Source organism: Micromonospora sp. NPDC023644, from assembly GCF_040640115.1.
Classification (GTDB): Bacteria; Actinomycetota; Actinomycetes; order Mycobacteriales; family Micromonosporaceae; genus Micromonospora.
On record NZ_JBFABA010000024.1, the window covers coordinates 37,223 to 55,422 of the forward strand.

19 protein-coding genes are annotated in these 18,200 nt (G+C 69.3%); 6 read left to right on the plus strand and 13 right to left on the minus strand.

Features of this window, described 5'->3' with window-relative positions:
• Window positions 1–37: 37 nt before the first annotated feature.
• The 13 genes from AB0G08_RS18460 to AB0G08_RS18520 all read right to left on the minus strand — a co-directional run bounded on the left by AB0G08_RS18460 (window position 38) and on the right by AB0G08_RS18520 (window position 11,504).
• A complete protein-coding gene (locus AB0G08_RS18460) occupies window positions 38–1,474 on the minus strand; it encodes an integrase (protein WP_358089117.1) in 1,437 nt (478 codons plus the stop codon).
• Window positions 1,471–1,671, minus strand: a complete 201-nt coding sequence (locus tag AB0G08_RS18465; RefSeq protein ID WP_203222408.1) for a helix-turn-helix domain-containing protein — start codon at window positions 1,669–1,671, stop codon at window positions 1,471–1,473. Before AB0G08_RS18465 ends, AB0G08_RS18460 begins: the two co-directional genes overlap by 4 nt.
• Window positions 1,672–2,195: 524 nt before the next feature.
• The gene (locus AB0G08_RS18470) at window positions 2,196–3,794 is read right to left on the minus strand and encodes a YfjI family protein (RefSeq protein WP_358089121.1); all 1,599 of its coding nucleotides are present in this window, start codon (window positions 3,792–3,794) and stop codon (window positions 2,196–2,198) included.
• Window positions 3,791–4,702, minus strand: coding sequence for a bifunctional DNA primase/polymerase (locus tag AB0G08_RS18475; protein WP_358089124.1), 912 nt, complete (start codon window positions 4,700–4,702; stop codon window positions 3,791–3,793). Before AB0G08_RS18475 ends, AB0G08_RS18470 begins: the two co-directional genes overlap by 4 nt.
• A 179-nt stretch (window positions 4,703–4,881) precedes the next feature.
• On the minus strand, window positions 4,882–5,178 hold the full coding sequence (locus tag AB0G08_RS18480; RefSeq protein ID WP_358089127.1) for a hypothetical protein: 297 nt from the start codon (window positions 5,176–5,178) through the stop codon (window positions 4,882–4,884).
• Window positions 5,179–5,568: 390 nt separating this feature from the next.
• Window positions 5,569–7,773 carry a cell division protein FtsK gene (locus AB0G08_RS18485; RefSeq protein WP_358089130.1) on the minus strand — a complete coding sequence of 735 codons (2,205 nt, stop codon included), beginning with the start codon at window positions 7,771–7,773 and terminating at the stop codon, window positions 5,569–5,571.
• A gap of 96 nt (window positions 7,774–7,869) precedes the next feature.
• Window positions 7,870–8,070: a hypothetical protein gene (locus AB0G08_RS18490; RefSeq protein WP_358089133.1), complete on the minus strand. Its 201-nt coding sequence runs from the start codon at window positions 8,068–8,070 to the stop codon at window positions 7,870–7,872.
• An 87-nt stretch (window positions 8,071–8,157) separates the two neighbouring features.
• Complete coding sequence (locus AB0G08_RS18495; RefSeq protein ID WP_358089136.1) at window positions 8,158–8,376, minus strand: hypothetical protein; 219 nt, start codon at window positions 8,374–8,376, stop codon at window positions 8,158–8,160.
• A gap of 90 nt (window positions 8,377–8,466) precedes the next feature.
• A complete protein-coding gene (locus AB0G08_RS18500; protein WP_358089139.1) occupies window positions 8,467–8,934 on the minus strand; it encodes a DUF3307 domain-containing protein in 468 nt (155 codons plus the stop codon).
• Between the two features lie 93 nt (window positions 8,935–9,027).
• The gene (locus AB0G08_RS18505; protein WP_358089142.1) at window positions 9,028–10,197 is read right to left on the minus strand and encodes a DUF2637 domain-containing protein; all 1,170 of its coding nucleotides are present in this window, start codon (window positions 10,195–10,197) and stop codon (window positions 9,028–9,030) included.
• 16 nt (window positions 10,198–10,213) lie between these two features.
• Window positions 10,214–10,882: an NUDIX domain-containing protein gene (locus tag AB0G08_RS18510; RefSeq protein ID WP_358089145.1), complete on the minus strand. Its 669-nt coding sequence runs from the start codon at window positions 10,880–10,882 to the stop codon at window positions 10,214–10,216.
• The gene (locus AB0G08_RS18515) at window positions 10,879–11,253 is read right to left on the minus strand and encodes an RRQRL motif-containing zinc-binding protein (RefSeq protein WP_358089148.1); all 375 of its coding nucleotides are present in this window, start codon (window positions 11,251–11,253) and stop codon (window positions 10,879–10,881) included. Before AB0G08_RS18515 ends, AB0G08_RS18510 begins: the two co-directional genes overlap by 4 nt.
• Window positions 11,253–11,504, minus strand: a complete 252-nt coding sequence (locus AB0G08_RS18520) for a DUF6284 family protein (protein WP_358089152.1) — start codon at window positions 11,502–11,504, stop codon at window positions 11,253–11,255. The genes AB0G08_RS18515 and AB0G08_RS18520 overlap by 1 nt, the downstream gene beginning before the upstream one ends.
• 408 nt (window positions 11,505–11,912) lie before the next feature.
• On the opposite strand from AB0G08_RS18520, the gene AB0G08_RS18525 reads away from it, so the two are divergent.
• The 6 genes from AB0G08_RS18525 (at window position 11,913) to AB0G08_RS18550 (ending at window position 17,905) form a co-directional block, all read left to right on the plus strand.
• Window positions 11,913–12,779, plus strand: a complete 867-nt coding sequence (locus tag AB0G08_RS18525; RefSeq protein ID WP_358089155.1) for a GntR family transcriptional regulator — start codon at window positions 11,913–11,915, stop codon at window positions 12,777–12,779.
• On the plus strand, window positions 12,776–13,462 hold the full coding sequence (locus tag AB0G08_RS18530) for an HAD family phosphatase (protein ID WP_358089158.1): 687 nt from the start codon (window positions 12,776–12,778) through the stop codon (window positions 13,460–13,462). Before AB0G08_RS18525 ends, AB0G08_RS18530 begins: the two co-directional genes overlap by 4 nt.
• 174 nt (window positions 13,463–13,636) lie before the next feature.
• The gene (locus AB0G08_RS18535) at window positions 13,637–14,167 is read left to right on the plus strand and encodes a TIR domain-containing protein (protein WP_358089161.1); all 531 of its coding nucleotides are present in this window, start codon (window positions 13,637–13,639) and stop codon (window positions 14,165–14,167) included.
• A complete protein-coding gene (locus AB0G08_RS18540) occupies window positions 14,164–14,607 on the plus strand; it encodes an HIT family protein (RefSeq protein ID WP_358089164.1) in 444 nt (147 codons plus the stop codon). The genes AB0G08_RS18535 and AB0G08_RS18540 overlap by 4 nt, the downstream gene beginning before the upstream one ends.
• 714 nt (window positions 14,608–15,321) lie before the next feature.
• Window positions 15,322–16,470 (plus strand): DUF3578 domain-containing protein, encoded by a 1,149-nt coding sequence (locus AB0G08_RS18545; RefSeq protein ID WP_358089167.1) that lies wholly within the window; start codon window positions 15,322–15,324, stop codon window positions 16,468–16,470.
• 211 nt (window positions 16,471–16,681) lie between these two features.
• Entirely contained in the window at window positions 16,682–17,905 is a 1,224-nt protein-coding gene (locus tag AB0G08_RS18550) for a pentapeptide repeat-containing protein (protein WP_358089170.1), read from the plus strand.
• Window positions 17,906–18,200 lie beyond the last annotated feature (295 nt).

Sequence of the window (18,200 nt, forward strand, 5' to 3'; positions counted from 1 at the left end):
TATCGCCTATCAGCATCCACGTCCATATGGGCCGTTGTCAAGTCCGAATCGGACGTGCCGACGTCCGGGTGGGTTCGACGCTGGTTGATCCTGTGGTCAAGGCTGCCTCGATTCGGCGGCGCGCGGCCTCCTCCTGGCCGTAGACGCACTTCGCGTACACCCGCATAAGCACGTGCACGCTGTGCCCGGCCCACGTGGCGACCTGGGTAGCCGGCACCCCGGCATTGAGCCAGAGTGACACGGCGGCGTGCCGCAGGTCGTACGGCCGGCGAGCCAGCGGAGAGCGCTGTTGAGCCGGGGTGAGCACCTTGGCCCGCGCGTCCCGCCATGCCTTCCCGTAGGTGTTGTTCGGGATCGGCTGCCCGGCGGTGGGCACGTACCGCCCGCCGGGGCCGCGCCGGGTAACGAACAGCTTGCCGTTCGATCCCGGCGGGTACTCCTTGATGTGGTGATCGAGCAGCCGCACCAGCGGCGGCGGAACTGGCACATCACGCGTAGCCGTCTTCGCCCGGTGTTTCAGCCCTCGGTCCTCGGCGGTGTTGTCCCCGTCGCCCCAGTCTCGGCCCACGGCCACCGTCGAGCCGGTCAGGTGCAGCACGCCCCATCCCCCAGGCTGGACGGGTCGCTCGTACTCGTCTTCGCGGAGATGGAGCACTTCCTCGGGCCGCAGCGCGGCGTAGTACATGCACCCGAAGAACGCCTCTAGCTCGGGCACGTTGCGCCCCACCTCGGCGAGCAGCGCCCGTGCCTGCTCGGGGTTGACCACCGCCCGCCTGTCGACCTCATCGGCCGTCTTCGGGGCGGTCCAGCTCAACAGGGACATCGGGTGTGCGTCGAGTAGCCGCAGCTCGACCGCGTACTTGAGGGCGCCGGAGAAGACGGCTCGCTTGCGGGCGATCGTGCTGGGCGACGCGGGCGCGCCGTCCATCCGAAGCGCAAGCGTGTCGAGAGCTTTGCGGACCAACGCGGCATCGGCGAGCGCGGCCAGGTCGACGGTGTTGGCCTTGAGCCACCGCACAGCGGCGGCGAGGTCGGCGGGCGGCTCTCCGGCGTCGCGGCGGGTCTTGTTGAACACCCACCCGTAGAGCGCGGCGCGTAGCGCCTTGTCGCTGGGCACGCCGCGGTCCGTCGCGAGCAGGGCTGGCGTGACGGTCGCCAACGTCTCGGCGATGCCCTTGCGGTGCTTGGCCGACGCGCGGGGCCACTTCATGTCGACGTAGGCCACGGCGTGCTCGTACCACGACCGGGTGTTGAGCGCCCGCGCCATCGGTTCGGGTAGGCCGCTGGCCTCATCGAACGCGACGCCTTCCCGCTGGGCTACGACCAGCTTGGATCGGTAGCTCTCGGCCAGGGCGCGGGTCGCGAACGTCTTGCGGAACGCGTGGCCGGCGACCTTCCACCGGACCACGTAGGAGTAGCCCTTGGCGAGTTGGTTCTTGAGGATGCCGTGTACACGCACGTCGTAGGTGCTCATGCTGCCTCTTCGTGGTCGTTGAGCCAGGCGTCCAGGTCGCGGCGGCGGACGTACAGGCTGCCGTTGGGGTACTTGATGGTTCGGGGTGCGCGGCCGGTGGCCTTCCAGCGGAAGAAGGTCGACCGGGGTACGCGCAGTTCGTCCAGGACTTCGGCGAGGGTGAGCAGGTTTCCGGTCGGGGTGCGGCGAGTAGTCATCGGCGGGTGTCCTCCCTCGGGGTGGCGTCGAGGTAGATGCGCTGGAACATCGGGGGTCGGGGGTCGGGGTGCGGCCGGGAGGCGGTGCGGATTCGCAGCACTCGGGCGACGGGGGCAAGCGCTGCGGCTGTTTCAGCGGGGTTGCTGGGCAGTCCGATTCGCACGGTGAGGGCCTTTCGGTCGGCGCGGGTCACCTGTGGAGGGATAGGTAGACATCGCCGCAGAACGGCATAGAGCGACCCGATGAGAGCGCCGTAGACGCAAGATCCGGCGCAGGTCGGGGTAAGGGCATAGGGCCGAACCGTTTCCGTGGCTCTCAGCGGGTCGTTTCCGGGTGCCGGCGGGTCGCCTGGTGGTGGGCGAGGGGGTCGGGAAGCGTTGACACGTTGACAACCGGCCGACACGCGCACGTTTTCGCAGGTGAAGGCGGGTTTCGGGGTGTCAACGCCCCCCGTTGACAGGCGTTGACACCCGTTGACACCGGGCGGCCCGGCGGGCGGGGTGTCAACGCCTGTCAACGGCTGTCAACGCGGCCCGTTGACACCCTCGTGGGTGTCTTGACCTGCGGAAACGTCGCCGTTTGAGGCCGGTGTCAACGTGTCAACGCTTTCGGGCACGTCCGCCACGGCGCGGGGGTGCAGTTCGTACCGGCCGTCCGGCCCGTGGCGGACCCATCCGAGGGCGGCCAGCTCGGCGAGCACCGCCGACACTTCCTCGGACTTGGGGAGCCGGCGGGAGACGCGGCGGTGCAGTTCTCGCCGGGTGAACGTGGTCATGCCCTTGGCGGTGAGCACCCCGAGCACGTAGCGGGCGTTCTCCATCGCGGTGTCCGTGCCGATCGCGGTGAGCGCGGCCCGGTAGTGCGCGGCGAAGAACTCCGCCAGCCGCACCGCGTCGGCCATCCGGTCGGCGTCGACCGGCCGCCGCCAGGCGTCGGCGGGGTGGTGCGCGACGTGCAGCAACCCGCTCAGGCGCAGCGTTGCGCCGGAGAGCTTGTTGCCCCACTCGCGCATGTCGTAGAGGCTGCCGCCGGGCCGTAGCTCGGCCTCTACCTGCTCGGCGGCGGCCCGCCGCACCCGTCCGGCGTCCTCGGTGAGGGTGACCACCGCCGGGTCGGTCCACTCGGCGAGGGTGGCGGCCAGGTCGTGAACGCGGTGCGCGTAGCCGGCGGTTACCTGCTCGGGCACCGGCTCGGTGTCGACCGCCCGATACCCGGCCAGCGACCGGGGCAGGGCGAACAGGAACCGGGCCGGTAGCCCTCGGCCGGCGAGGTCGGCGTTGCCGCCGAACTTGCGCAGCACGGTCGGTTGTGCCATCACGCACACGGTCAGCGCCGGTTTCTCGACCGAGGCACCCTCGCGGGTCTGCCGCTCGTTGCTCATCGGCTGCCCCGCGTGCCCTTTCAGGTAGGGGTCGAGGTTGGGTGCGCCGGAGTAGCGGCCGGCAAGGGTGTCGAAGATGCCGCCCTCATCGCTGATGATCGCCATACGCCCGCCGTTGGCGGCCATCAGCCCGATCAACGCTTCCGGGGTGGCGTCGTCCACGATCAGTTTCGGTAGGACCGGCACGGTGATCGCCTCGGCCGCGATGGCGGCGGCCACCGCCTCGGCCGATGCCTCATCGCGCTTGGCCGGGTCGCTGGCCTTGGCCGCTGTCGCTTTGGCTTGCTCGGCCTGCCGGTCGGCGATGTCGCGCAGCGCGGCGGCCTCGGCTATGCGGGGCCGCATCGCCTCGGCGAGCGTCGACTGTGCGGAGAACAATGGCGCGGTCATCGCCCGGTGAACGGGCGACTTGCGTTCGCCGGGGCCGGCGATGACGGCGGCGAAGATGTTCACCGGCTCTCGCCACCCGGCGACCGGCTCTACCTCCAGGCGGCCACCCGCGCACGCGGACAGCACCGCCACGGCGAGGGTGCCGGCCATGGCCGGATCGGTCTGGGTGAACCGGGCGACGCCGGTCACCATGTCGCCGAGCCAGCGGGGGAACACGTCGGCCGGGAACGGCGGCGGTGCGGTGTTCGGGCCGGTCAAGGGCACTGGAACATCCCACAGTGGGCCGCCCGCGGATTGCTGCCCGGTGGTGTCGTTCGGGTCGGTGACGAGGTGCAGGCGGGCGGCGGTCATGCGGCCACCTTTCGGGGACGGTGGGAGCCAGCGGCTAGCCCGGATCGGATGGTGCGTGCCGTCTCGACGTGGCCGAGCCCGGCGCGCGCTGCGGCTTGTTCCAGCACTGCTCGGGCGTCGTCCTCCGTGAGCGCCCCACCGGCCGCAAGCTGGCCGAGGGCTACGGCGGCGATGTAGAGCGACCGATTGCGCTCTCCGTCTGGCGCGGTGGTCACCCGCTCGGCCTCCCGGTTGATCGCGGCCCGCACGTACGCCCCGGTGCGGTCGGTGGGCAGGTCGACCACCACCGGGCGCTGCGGCGGCAGCGGGGCCGGGGCGAGCAGGGCGGCCAGCCACGCGGGCAGTGGGGCCGGGTCGGTGTCCAGGTCGACCACGTACGGGCGGCCGGCGACCGTCGAGCCGGCGGCGACGACGTAGCCGCCGTGGGCGCGGGTGTCGACCATCGGGCCGAGGGTGCCGGCGGTGTTGCGCAGCGCCGGACCGTCGCCGGGGTGCCGGTAGTAGAGGTGGGTGCCGCCGCGCCCGGTGGTCACGGTGTAGGTGGCGTCGATGCCGGTGGCGTGCGCGGCGGCCAGCTCGGCGAGGGTGTCCAGCCCGGTCGGGCCGCCGGTCGCGTTGCCCTTGGGCACGTCCAGGTCGACCACGACAAGCCGGGACGGCCCGCACGCGAGGCCGATGCCGTAGGGGCGGGTCAACCACGCCCGGCGGATGCGGTCGGGGTCGCAGGTGGCGCGCGGCTCCCACCCGAGGTGCTGGCCGGCGGTGCGGCAACGCGGGTCGCGGCCGGTGCAGTCGTCGGCCGCGTGGTCGGGAAACGCTGGTCGCTTGTCGTCGGGGCGTAGCGGAAAGACGTGCCAGCCTCGTTCGGCATGGGCGAGCGCGGCGGCGAGCAGGTCAGCGTTAGGCATGGTGCTCCCTTTCGGTGGGGGCGGGGCGTGCAGTGGTGTCGACGGGGGCTCGGGCCGCCCGGCGAGCGCTGAGGGCGTGTGGGCGGGGCAGCGCAGCCCTTGCAGGTAGGGCCGTAGGGCCTCGGCGGTGTGGCAGTAGCGGGCGGCGGTGCCGGTCCAGTGGCCGCACCGCCCGGCGGTCACCGCTCGGCCCGCCTCGGCCGAGGCCGGGCGGCAATGGCGGCGCGGGTCACGGCCTGCCGCATGTCTCCGAGCAGCCCGACCAACTGACGGCGGGCCGCGATTTCGCCGGAGGCGAGGGCGACCCTGACGCGCACCTCGGCGTGCTCGCGGCCGGCGGCGGTGCGCACGCGCACCAGCACGGCCCGGCCGTGGCCGGCGACGTCGACCACGATTTCGTCGGAGCGGTGTTCGCCGAGGCCGCATCGGTGGTCGCGTCCGCACCAGTCGGTGTGGCCGGCGGTGCGGCGGTTCATCGGGTGCCTCGGCGGTGTTCGTCTTGGATGCGGTTGAAGAGGTGGACGGCGAGGCGGATGCGGCGGCCGGTGGCGTCGCAGCGGGGGCAGGGCGAGCCACGGCGGCCGGTGATGGTGCGCAGGCGGCTGGTGCCCCGGCACCGTCGGCAGGGTCCGAACGGGTCGGCAGCGCACCGGATGAGATAACCGAGTGTGACCACGACGAGGATGAGGCAGGGGGCGCTAGCGATCATGGCGAGGGAGTCCACAGGTGCCTCCACAGGCGGTTTCTCGGGTACAGGGCAGCCAGGGCGCTAGATCGCTAGCGTCCTGATGGGGATTGATGTGTGGGGCTAGCGGTGCCGCTAGGTCTAGCGGATCTAGGCGCTAGACCTAGCGGCCCGCGATGGGCTATCCGGCCTTCCGCTTCCGATCACGTTCGGTTACAGCGGTGGTGATGTCGTCGCGGTGGATGCCCTTGCGGTTGGCACCCTTGCCGGTGGCCGGGTCGGTGCCCCACACCTGCCGACCGACCGGCACCCGGTAGGGCTTGAGCGCCGCCGCAAGTTGCGCCGGCTCCCACCCGCCGTACGTCTCGGGCCGCAGCTCGGCCAACCGCGCGACGACGGTTTCCGACCACACCTTCGGCTCGCTGGCCGGGACAACGGTGAGGATGTCGTCAAGCAGGGTGTCTGCCGGGCCGCCGGCCATCTCGGGGGCCTGGCCGATGGCGTGGCCGGTAAGGGTGCCGGCGGCCTGCCGCAGCGCGTGAGCGCGGGTGATGACCTGCTCTACGTGCTCGGTCTTGGCGAAGTTGGTTCGCACGGTGACGGCCTCTTCGACCGCGCCGGAGTCGTCCGCGCCGAGCAGAATGCCGACTCCCTTGTGGGCGCGCTGGAACCGCGACGAGTCGTAGCCGGCCGGGTATGACCCGGCACCCAACACCGCCTCCGACGACTGCCACGTCATGGTCTTGAGGGCGAAGCGGGTGCCGATGTTGTCGCGCAGGTCGGTCGGTACGGCCTTGCCGTCCGGCTTCTGCGTGGCGAGCAGGATGATGATGCCGACCGAGGGGCCGACCTTGCACAGCTCGGTCAGCAGCTCCACGATCTCTTTGCCGTACTCGGGGTGCCCGCTGTAGCGCTGGAACTCATCGATCGCGACCAGCACCGGCCACAGCTTCAACGCCCGCTTGTCGGCAATCTCCCGGGTCACTTTCGACTCGGGGCACAGGTCCGGCGGGAGGGTGGCCATGGTGTCGTAGCGGCGGTTCATGTCGACTACCAGCGCCCGCAGGTCTTCGACCAGGCCGAGCACCACGTCGTCGCGGACGCCGAAGCCGACGCGGTGGGCGATGCGTTCGAACGCCCGCCAGTCCTGACCGCCCTTGCCGTCGTAGATGTGCAGCTCTACCGACGCGTCCAGCGCGGCGGCCAGCACCGGCAGGCGGGCGGCGAACGTCTTGCCCATGCGCGGGATCGCACCGACGAGCAGGGACGTGAACATCAGCAGCAGTGGCACCATCCGCCCGCGCTGGTCCTGACCGAACGGGAACGGCGCGAAGATGTCGACCGTGCCGCGCTCGATCAGCGGCCACAGGCCGGACGGCTTGGCGTAGGGGTCCTCATCGGCGACCCACAACGACAGCCGCCGCGCCGACCCGGTGGTGCCGCGCACCCGTTCCGGCCACACCTGCACCTCGTCCAGGTCCAGGCCGGCGGCCAGCTCGGTACGCCGCTTCACGGCCTTGTCAGCGGTCACGCCGAACGGCAGATCGACCACGGCCCGCCAGCCCGGCCCGTCGCGCATGATCGGCATGGGGAACGCGATCAGGTCATCGGGCTTGCACAACCCGGCGGCCAGGAACGCGCGGGTCACCACGTCGGCCGACAGCCGCCGCGCCCTGGGCGTCACCGCCGCCACGTCGAGCAACGGCTTGTCCTTCGGCGACCCGGCCAGACCGAACACCGCCACGGCGGCGGCGAGCATCAGCCAGCGTTGCCACGAACCGGCCAGCACCGCCAGCACCGCCACCGTGGGCAGGCCGAGCAGCAGCACCGCCGACACCACCAGCGACCGCCACCGCACCCGCGCATCACGCTGCCGCGACAGCTTCAAGTACAGCTCGGCATCCTCGCGCCGCACGGCGGCCAGGCGGACGGGAAGGCCCTCGGCATCCGACGCCCACCGCACGGTCGCGCCCAACAGCCGGGCGATGCCGAACGGGGCACGCCACGTCAGGCGACCGGCGTACTTCGGGGTGCGGGTCAGGTGGTACGCGGAGACGTGGGCGGTGTGCGACAGCGCCCACCGGGCCGCCGTGACCAGCTCGGCGCGCGACCGCAACCACGCCGGCACGATCGGCCGGCGCATCGCCGACCGCCCGGCCAGCACCGCCGCGAAACCCGACGGCTCGGAAACCGCGGGCGGGTCCACCGGCGGCGGGGTGTCGTCGTCCAGGTCGTCGGCCTCGTCGTCCAGGTCGACCGCGAACGCCCGCGCGTCGGGCTTGCGGCGCCGGGCCGCGTCCAGGTCGACCACCTCAGCATCCGGGCCGGTCAGGTCTTGCTCTGCGGCCTGCCAGTCGAAACGGTCGTCATCTCGGGGGGCAGTCATGATGGGGGTTCCTCCAACTGATCCGTCAGGGTCGGGGGATGAGGGCCGGCGGCACGGCGAGGTTGTCTAGGCCAGGTGCCGTGCCGCCGGGCCGGGTCAGAAGCGGATGCGGATGGGGCCGGTCACGGTGTCGGCCTGGATGCCGACGCGGGCGTTACCGGTGACGGTGTTCTCGGTCCGGCCCGGCTTGGTGTCGGTGTCCTTGGGGGTCTTGCTGGTGTCGCGGCGGCCGGTGACCTGACCGGCCTGCACGGCGATGCGGTCGTCGCCGGACGCGATGTTGGTGCGCTTGCCCATGGCGGTGGTGCTCCTTCGGTTGGGCCGTCAGCGGGTCTGGCGGCTTCCGCACATCACCGGGTGATGAGCCGGTGACGACGGGAGCGGTCAGCGCCGGGGCTTGCGGCTGCCGATGGCGGCTGCGCCGTTGCCGATCGCGGACTGCTTGGTGACCGTCACGCGGCCGGTGCTCACCGTGCCGCCGTTGTCGCTAGTGGCGGGGTCGAAGTTGTAGTGACCGGCGGTGCAGATGGCGAGGGTGCCGGTGCTGTCGACAGACACGCTCTTGAAGCCCTTGCCGCACTGGTTGCAGGACGAGATCGCCACGGGGATGCCTCCTTGTCGGGCTGCCAGCGGGTCTGGCAACCTCCGCACCCCACCGACCGTCAGAGGCCGGGCGGTGGAGCGCAGGGGTGGTCAGACCGCGCAGAACAGGGCGGCGATGAACAGCCACCCGATGTGCCACGACTGGTCGAGGGCGTAGGCCCCGGTGCCAAGCGAAGGGTTGTCGTCGCGCCCGGGGCGAGGTGCGCCGAGGGCGTAGAAGCGGGCCGAGCCGAGGGCAGCGGCGATGCGCTTAAGTGGGGTGCGCCGGTCGGCGACGTAGTGCGATACGGCCGAGATAGTCAAACCGACCGCCACGCCCCACGGGTCCAGCCGCAGGCCGGTACCGGCGACCAGGAACAGCAGCGCGACCAGGGCGGTAAGGGTGTAGGTGGCGACGTGCACGGCACAGGCGACACGGCCGGGCCAGCCGGGCTGGCCCTTGCAGTCGGCCTGGTGCTGGGTCTGGATCCAGTGGTCGCCGACCTGGTGGGCGACGTAGAGGGCGACGTACACGGCGGCGAACGCGGCGGCGTGGCGGCCAGTGGGATCTGCGAACATGGGTGGTCTCTCCCGAGGTCGGATCGGCTGAGGGGTGAGGGCCGGCGGCACAGCACTGGTTTCCAGGCCGTAGGGCTGTGCCGCCGGGCGGGGCTACGTGCGGTTGCGGTGGCGGTTGGTGGCGAGCAGGGCGGCGGATGCCATGACCATCAGGCCGTCGATGGCCAGGGGGCCGATGGCGACGGTGAGGGGGTCTTCGCCGAAGTGCTCCAGGAGTCCGGCGAGGTGCCGGTAGGACACGACGGCGGCGACCAGGGCGACGGGCAGCACGCCAACGATGCGGGCCATGAACCAGCGCAGGCCCTCGCCCCACGGGATGCGGGTCAGGATCTCGACCGCGACGAACAGGGCGACCGGCCAGAACACCGAGAACGCCACCGCCAGCGGTGAGGGGGACCAGTCCGGGGCCGGGGTCCAGCCGGCGGGTGCGCCCTCGGGCGGCTTCGGCAGGTAGGTGTGCGCCACGTTCGCCGCGATGGACACCACCCCGCCGAGAATCACCCCGACGTACGCCCACCCACGCCCCGCCGAACGGGTAGCAGCCGGGGCGGTGGTGATGTTGGGACCCGGGTGACCGACCACCGTGACCTGCTCGGCCGCCTCGGCGACGGGGGCCGCCGGTGCGGGGGTCGGGGCCGGCTCGGCGACCGGCACGGACTCGGGTACGCCCGGGTCCGTCCAGGACGTGCCGGCGGGCGGCAGCAGCGCGCCCCGGGCGGTCATCGCCGCGCGCAGCGTCTCGGCCCGCTCCGTCGTCTCGGCCGGTGCCGGCGGTGCCGGGTCCGGGCCGATCGGCTCGGCGTAGTCCAGCGGCACCGGGTTCGCCCCGTCGGCCGGTTCGTTGTAGATGTCGACGGGAAGGCCGGCGTCCCGACGCTGGCGGGCCAGAGGCACCAGCACGGTCATCAGGTGGGCCAGGTCCGGCCTGACGCCGAACATGGCCACGTACTCGGCGGCGGTGGGAACCTCGCCGCGTTCGTCGGCGATGTCGACGGCCGTGCGGAGCATGTCGGCGTCGCTGAGGCCGGTCAGGTCCCGCGGTGCGGGGGTGGCGTCCGGCTTCTCGGCCAGGTCGGTGCCGGCGAGCAGCCGGACCACCTCGGCCCGCACCGCGTCGGCCTTCGGCGCGCCGATGCGGTACTGCCGCATCAGGGCGTTACGCGACGGAATCTTGCGCTCCTGCTCGGCCCATGCCAGCGCGCGGGGCACCAGCTCGTCGATGGGCTGTGGGTAGCGGGTGCCGTTGATGGTGGGGGCAGTCATGACAGGTGGCCTCCGGTCAGTCGTTGAGAATGTCGGCGAGCAGGTCACGGTGGGCAGCGAACACCTCGCCGCCGTAGACCTCGGCCAGGTGGCGAGTCACGCAGTCGAAGTCGACGGCGGGCACCCACACCGCCCGGCGGGCGTCGTCGCGGCCGGTCACGTCGGGCAGGACGCGCCATCCGTGGCCGAGGTCGATGCGGACCGGAACGGTGACCATCCACGCCTCATCCGAGGCGCGCGGGTCGGGCACGTAGCGGGCCGGCATCGTCTTTGCCCACGGGGCCGTGTGGGTGGCGATCAGGCCGGTTTCCTCGGCCAGCTCCCGGAACGCGGCGGCGGTGGGGTTCTCCCCCGGGTCGACGTGCCCGCCGGGCAGCGCCCACCCGTGTCCGTCGCCGCGCTCGATCAGCAGCAGCCACCGCCACCCGTCGGGGTCCGAGGCGGTGACGATCGCGTCAGCGGCCAGGGCCTCGCCCCAGTGGCCGAGCTGGTTGCGGCCGTAGCGGATACCGGTCGGGGCGTACGGGTTGACCGGGCGTCCGTCGACCAGCGGGAACGGGATCGCGGCGGCGGCGCGGCGGGCGGTCCAGTCGATGGCAGTGGGGTCCATGGTCGGGTCGGCCCACGACGCTCCGGCGGCGATGCCGTCCAGAACGCTCGGGTGGGTGTAGGTGCGGGGGATCATGCGGCGGCCTCCATCGGGTAAGCGCATTCAAGGCACTCGCCGAGCGAGCGCGGGATGTAGTAGCTGCGCACCTGCCGGCAGATGCGGCAGGTGCGGCGGGCGGTCAGCGCGGCGCGGACCGCCCGCAGCTGGGCGGGGGTGGCGGTGCGCTTGGGTCGGGCCAGGTCGACCCGGTACAGGTAGGCGGCGCGGGTACCGCCGACCCCTTGCCAGAGCACCTGAGCGGCGATCGGCTGACCGCCGGGGCGTAGGCCGGCGGCGGTCAGTTGACGGCGGGTGGCGTAGCCAGCGGGGGCACCGCGCCACCAGTAGGTGGGGATGCCGTACCGCGTGCCCTCCGGGTCGTAGTAGGCGGCGCGGATGCGCGACATCAGGCCGCGCGGTGCGGGCCGGCGAGGGTGCCGGCGGCCAGCTCGGCGGCGGCGCGGGTGACGCGGGCTTCGGCCCGGCGCAGCCGCCGCCAGTCCAGGACGGTCGGCCCGCCGTGGTCCTCGGCGTAGAGCATCGTGATTTCGGCGTCGAGTACGTCCAGTTCGGCCGCGATCAGCGGCCACTCCGTGTCGATCGCGTCCAGGTCGGCTGCGGTCGGCGCGGCGGTGACGGGGGCGAGGTGCGTTCGCACGGAAACCTCCGGGGAGTCGATGAAGTGGGGAAAAGCCCCGGGGCGCGACCAGACCGGCCGCACCCCGGGGACGAGCAGAAACAGGAGGCAGAAGCCCAAACCGCGTGCCAAGATCCGGCCCACTCGCCCCGCTCGCCCGGGACCTACCGGGGTCGGCCACCGTGTGGCTCAAGGCGGGGATGCCGCAGACGGATCTACGCGGCGCTTCTGCTGTGAAGTTGTGAATGAACGACCGCACGACCGGCCCGTGGGCGCGCAGCGCAGTGCGCCACCTTCCCCGGCTTCCGCTCGGCTTGTCTTTCCTGGCTAGCCAGGTCCGACGTGATGACCGTAGGGCGGCTTGGCTAGTCAGGTCAAGAGGATGCGGCGAACTTCCCTGGCTTGGCTAGTCAGCGGTAGTGTGATCCTGTGAGCGAGAACCTTGACTTCCTCGGTCAGCTAGATCCCGACGACCCGAAACAGGCGTCGCAGCAGATTGCGAACAAGCTGCGAGCGGCCATCCTCACGCGGCGGCTCGCCCCGGGCGACAAGCTGCCGTCACAGCCCGAGCTAGCCGCCCGCTACGGCGTGGCGCGGGAGACGGTCAAGCGAGCCTTGGAGCTGCTCCGGGCAGAACGGCTGATCGTGTCCCGGCAGGGTAGCGGCGCGTTCGTCCGGGCGCAGACACAGCGAGCCGTCGAGCTGCGTCCGCACATCGAAGCCGCGTTCGATCGCTCCCACGTCAGCATCGACTTCGCCGGCTTCTCGGGCGAGACGCTGCGCGACGCGCTCGCCGAAGCACTCGATAAGGTGCGCGTCGGCCGGCTCGCGCCGGAGACGATCGCCGTGCGAGTCCTGATCTCCGACATGACCGTGCCAATGGCGCTGCCCGCACGGGCCGAAACGCAGGCCGACGACCCGGCCGTACGCGAACGCGCAGAGCGGATCACCCGCCGGGCCGCGGACGGCATCATCGATCAGGTCACCGAGCTGGGCGACCTCGGCCTAATCCGGTCGGCCACGGTTGAGGTGCGAATGCATCGGGCGGCCCCGCTGTTCAAGCTCTACATCCTGAACGGCGAAGAGGTCTTCTACGGCTTCTATCCGGTTGTGGAGCGGACCGTTTCGATCAAGGGCGAGCCGATGGCGATCTATGACCTGATGGGCAAGGATGTGCCGCTGTTCCACTACGCGGTGACCGATGACGACGCCTCGCACGGCACGCAGTTCGTGGAGGCGTCCCGCCAGTGGTTCGACTCGGTGTGGTCGACCATCGCCTACCGGTACGACGGATGAGCGCCGGCCTCGGCCGACTGATCGGTGAGGTCGGCGCCGTGCTGTTCGACTTCGACGGACCGGTGTGCAGCATCTTCGCTAGGTACCCGGCACCGAAGGTGGCCGCCGAGCTGGTCGACGTGCTCCGGCGGCACGGGGTCGACGTGCCGCCGGACCTCGCCAGCGAGCCGGACCCGCTTGAGGTGCTACGCCGGATCGGTGCGGCTGGAGATCACGGCATCACGCGGGCGGTGGAGGATGCGCTCTGCGCGGCCGAGCGCCGGGCCGTCGAAACTGCCGAGCCGACCCCGTATGGCCGGGAGGCCATCGTGGCTGCCCGACAGGCCGCACTACCTGTGGCGGTCGTTAGCAACAACTCCCCGGGAGCGGTTGGCGCCTACTTGGCAAGTCACCGGCTCGCCGGCCATGTATCGCCTGTGGTTGGTCGAGCATATGCCGATCCGGTGCAGATGAAGCCGAACCCTGAACCGATCCTGCAAGCCGTCCGAGCACTCGGCGTGTCCCCGGATCGCTGCGTTCTCGTCGGTGACTCGCTTTCAGACCTCGAAGGAGCGAGGGCCGCAGGGGTGTGGGTGGTCGGCTATGCGAACCGCCCACCGAAGGTTGAGGCCTTCGGATCGGCTGGGGCCGATGCAGTGATTACAAGTATGAGTGAGTTGGCAACGGCATTAATCCAGAAATGACTGGCTTTGCCATGCGCCTGTACCGGCGGCTAGGCAGGCTCTGTCATGTTTACGACTCAGCCCGTCGAGATGAGCGTTTTGGCCCTTTTTGCACCGCTGAATAGGCCTGTGTTTGGGTGGCCGGCGAGTTGTGAATGGAACGGGAGGCCGTCAGTGTCTTACCCTCGTGCAACGATGTTGACCGTCCAGGCGAGCCAATCGTCGATATTTACGCCGGGGGATAGAGGCATTATGGCCAAGTCGGTGTTCTTTAGCTTTCATTACAAGCGCGACGCTGCTCGGGTGCAGCTCGTGTGGAACATCAACGCTTTGGAAGGGCAGCCGCTACTGGAAGCTCAGGAATGGGAGAAGGTTCGACGCGAGGGCGACCCGGCCATCGAAGCATGGATTCAGAAGCAGATGGCCTACAAGAAGGCTGTCATCGTTCTGATCGGTCAGGAAACTGCCTCTCGTCCATGGGTGCAGTATGAGATCAACAAGGCGTGGGCCGATAAGAGGCCGTTGCTGGGTATCCGAATTCATGGTCTGTCCTCGTTCGGCTCGGTTGACCGGCCCGGGCCGAGCCCTTTCAGCGCAGCAGCTGGTATCCCCGTATTTGACCCCACCGTTAAGGGCGCCTACGGCCGAACCGACTCCCAGGCTACCTTCAACAACCTCGTAAAGAACCTGGAGCAGTGGTCAGCGCAAGGCGTGGTGCGTTCGTGATCGACGTCCAATCTGACTGCCCATTTTGCGAGATCGTTCAGCGGGAAACCCCGGACGTCCGAGAGGTTTACCGGGATGAAGGTGCAGTTGCCTTCTTTCCACTAGAGCCAGCAACCCTGGGCCATACGCTGGTGGTGCCCCGTGAACACATCCCGGATATTTGGTCACTCGACGAGAAGAAGGCATCCCACCTTGCTCGGGTCACCCTGAGGTTGTCACACGCGGTGAGGCGTGCAACTCAGCCGGAGGGTTTGAACATCATCCAATCAAACGGAGCGGTCGCAACGCAGACCGTTTTCCATTTGCACGTTCATATCGTTCCACGCTGGTCAAATGACGAACTGGGGCGCATTTGGCCCCCGGAAACTACGTACTCGGAGACGCAGAAGGACGAGGTCTGGGAACGGATCCGATACGAGTGCAGAAAAGCGGGCGTGTAGTGATCGATCCCATCGAGAGGGCCGTCGTTGGCGGCGACGATCGGCGCAAGCACCTGGATTACATCCAGGCTGTGGTGACGCGTATGTCCTCGGCCTCCTCTTCGGCGAAGAGTTGGCTACTTCCGGTAGTGACTGCGACTTACGGGTACGCACTGACGAAGAAGCAGAGTCCGGTTGCCTTGCTCGGGGTTGCAGCAGTGCTCTTGTTCGGCTTCCTTGATGCAAATTACCTGCGGCAGGAAAAAGCTTACCGAAGACTCTATGACGCGGTTGCGCGTGGAACGAGAGAGGTTCCCTTGTTCTCTCTCGACCCCTCTGACGCCGATGATCCAATCCCGGCGGCAGCCACGCGTCGGCAGAAGGTACGGTTGCTTATCGGGCGATGGTTTCCTGGTCGCAATGCTTGGCTCTCGTGGTCAGTGGCCCCCTTCTATGGAGCCTTGATGATTATCGGCTGCTCCATCGCGCTGTTGGTTAGATAGTCGGCTTGCTCCCGCTCGGTCGCGTGGAATCACCGGCCCCTCCCAGCAGCCTTACTGATGTTGTTACGTGAACTTGTAGGCCCCTGGAAGGGTCTTGGGTAGGTTGTCAATCGCCCGACTTGTAGATCGCCTCGCCTTAGCGCTTGTGGGCACCAGATGCAACCGTTCGTGCTGCGATAGTGGGCGCCCGGCCGACCCGCAATGTCGTAAGTCGTGACTAAGATCCCAAGCTATGGATTTGGGGGAAGCGCTCCGCGGTGTTCAGTTGAAGGCCTATGTCCACTCGCAGGGGAGGGGCCAGCCTGCGCAGCAGCACCTACAGGCGGTCCGGCGTGAGTTGCCAGCGCTCGTGCCGTCGGGCATGAAGGTGCTCACAAGCGGCGCCGGCCAGAGCTTGCCCGTAGTGCCGTGGATCGCGGTCCTCGACAGCAATGTGACCACGACAGCGCAGGAGGGGCTCTACGTCGTCTACCTGTATCGGCAGGATCTCTCGCGGGTCTACCTGAGCATGAACCAGGGTGCGACGCAGCATCAGCGGAACGCCGGCGAGGCGGGCCTAACCGGTGTCGCGCAGGATCGGGCAGCCCTAGCCGAGCTTCGGGCGGAGACTGCACTGCTGCGCAAGCACCTCAGCGACGAGGTGTTGGCCGGTTTGAAAGGGATTATCGAGCTTGGGGCGCCGCGAAATCGCTTCCTGCCGTGTGGCTATGAAGAGGGCAACGTTGCCGCGATCGAGTACTTCCCGGCGCAGCTGCCGGACGAGGATGCACTGCAAGCTGACCTCAACCGCTTCCTTGCGCTGTACGCGACATGCGTCGAGATCAAGAGCGAAATCTTGGCGACCGACCCAGGCCTCATCAAGACAACCGCCGGCTCTGAGAAGGCCAAGCCCAAGTTCAAGCCCAAGCCGCCGGCGTTCCGCCCTAAGACGCCCGCGGAGTACCGCGCGCAGATGAAGGCGTATGTCCAAGATCGCAAGCCACGCCACGAGGCGCTGCTGAACGACTTCGCAAAGCAAGCCAAGGCAGCAGGGCTCGTTCCGGCTAACAACGCTCACCCCTGCGACCTCACGGTCACCGGCCAGGGCAACCACTGGCTAGTCGAGGTCAAGACGGTCGGTGCAAACGCGGAGCACGCAGTCCGAGACGCGATCGGGCAGCTCTTCTCCTACCGGCACTTCTGCTACCGGGAGAACTCCCGCACCGACCCGTCCCTGGTGGCGTTGTTCTCCGAGCCCGTGGGCGAGGCACTGGTGGATCTCATCGTGTCCTTAGGTATCGAAGCCGTCTGGCGGCAGGGCGCCGAGTGGTATGGCCGTACGCGTGTCGGCGCCCAGAGCCTTCTGGCTGCCGCTACAACCTCGACTGCTTCCACTGCCTAGTACGCCGGGTGCGCCTCGGGCTGTGTCAGCTCGGCCGTCGACTGGCAACCATGGTTGTCGCTGTAGCGGCCCGACGGCGCGGTCGACGTGCTGGAGCTGAAAGTAGTTGTCTGGACCCACTAGGAAGGGGCCTGTGGAGCGCGAAGTTCGACCTCTGCCACTGGCGAGCACCAGCGTCGGGGTGCCACCAGTCTCGCCAGCGGATAGTCCCGTGCCGGAGCTCCGGCTCTGGAGCATCCGCCGGTCGATGGCGGTGGTCATCGCGGCTGCGGTGCTGGTGGTCGGAGCCCTGGTTGCTGGAGCTCTCTGGTACGCCGGGTGGCCGGGCCTCCGTCGGGACAGCACCGTCACGGCGGGCACCCTGTTTGACCTTTTGAAGCTGGTCTTTGCTGTGGTGGCAGGCGTCGGGGGCGTCGCGGCTCTAGTAGTGGCGTACCGACGGCAGCGCGTCGCTGAGCACGCAAACGAGCTGGCCGAGTTTGCGCACCGGTTGGCACATGCCGCTGACCTCCGCGCCGAGGCGGCCGAGGGCCGAGCCACGGTCGAAACCGACCGTAACGGCATCCGGCTGTTTAACGAGCGATTCGCCAAGGCTTCCGAACAGCTCGGCTCGGATAAGGCGGCAGTGCGGTTGGCCGGGGTCTACGCCATGGCCGGGCTCGCAGACGACTGGCGAGATGGCCGGCAGACCTGCATCGACGTCCTCTGCGCCTACGTCCGCATGCCCTACACCCCGCCGCCGCAGCCCTCAAGCGAGGCGCAGACGCAGGCCGACGACGAAGCGTCGATGGCGATGGCAGAGACTGCTCGGATCGCTCGCGAGGAGCGGGAGGTGCGTCATACCGTCATTCGACTCATCGGCAGGCACTTGCGTCTTCCCGAAGAGGCTGCGACATCATGGCGCGGCTTCGACTTCGACCTCACCGGGGCAGTTCTCGACGGTGGTGACCTCTCCACGGCGACGTTCAGTGGCGGGCGAGTGTCCTTCGCCGGGGCGACGTTCATCGGTGAGAGGCTGTCCTTCTTCATGGCGAAATTCACCGGGGGGACGGTGTCCTTCGAAGGGGCGACCTTCAGCGGCGGGACGGTGTCCTTCGCTAGGGCGACCTTCAGTGGCGGGCGGGTGACCTTCGACGGGGCGACGTTCAGCGGCGGGGCGGTGTTCTTCGACGTGGTGACGTTCGGCGGCGGGCGAGTGTCCTTCGCTAGGGCGACCTTCAGCGGCGGGTTGGTGTCCTTCGAGAATGCGACGTTCAGCGGCGGCGGAGTGGTCTTCCGCGGGGCGAGGTTCGGCGGCGGGCCGGTGTCCTTCGTTTCGGCGCGGTTCGCAGGCGGAGTGGTTTCCTTCGAGAAGGCGCGGTTGGATGTGCCGCCGAAGTTCGATCAATGGCCTGACGGGCGTCCGCCGGAAGGGCTGCTCCTGCCTACTGCGTGAGGTCGTGTCATATCTGTGTCGCCAGCAGGGCGAGATAACCCGTCTGACCAGGTCAGCGCCGCGAGCGTGGCGCTCTGTAAATCCGTCGCGAAAGCTACAGAGGTTCGAATCCTCTACCCGCCACCAGGTGCACGAACAGCCCCGGGAGCTGCGGAAACGCGCTCCGGGGCTGTTCTCGTTCAGTCCAGCCCAATCCGGCGCTCGGTGACTGGTTGCGGGAACATGGCGGGAACAGATGATCTTGCCTTCCGGCGGCTCGCCGGCACCGCCCCCGCAGCCCCCAACCACCCACCCA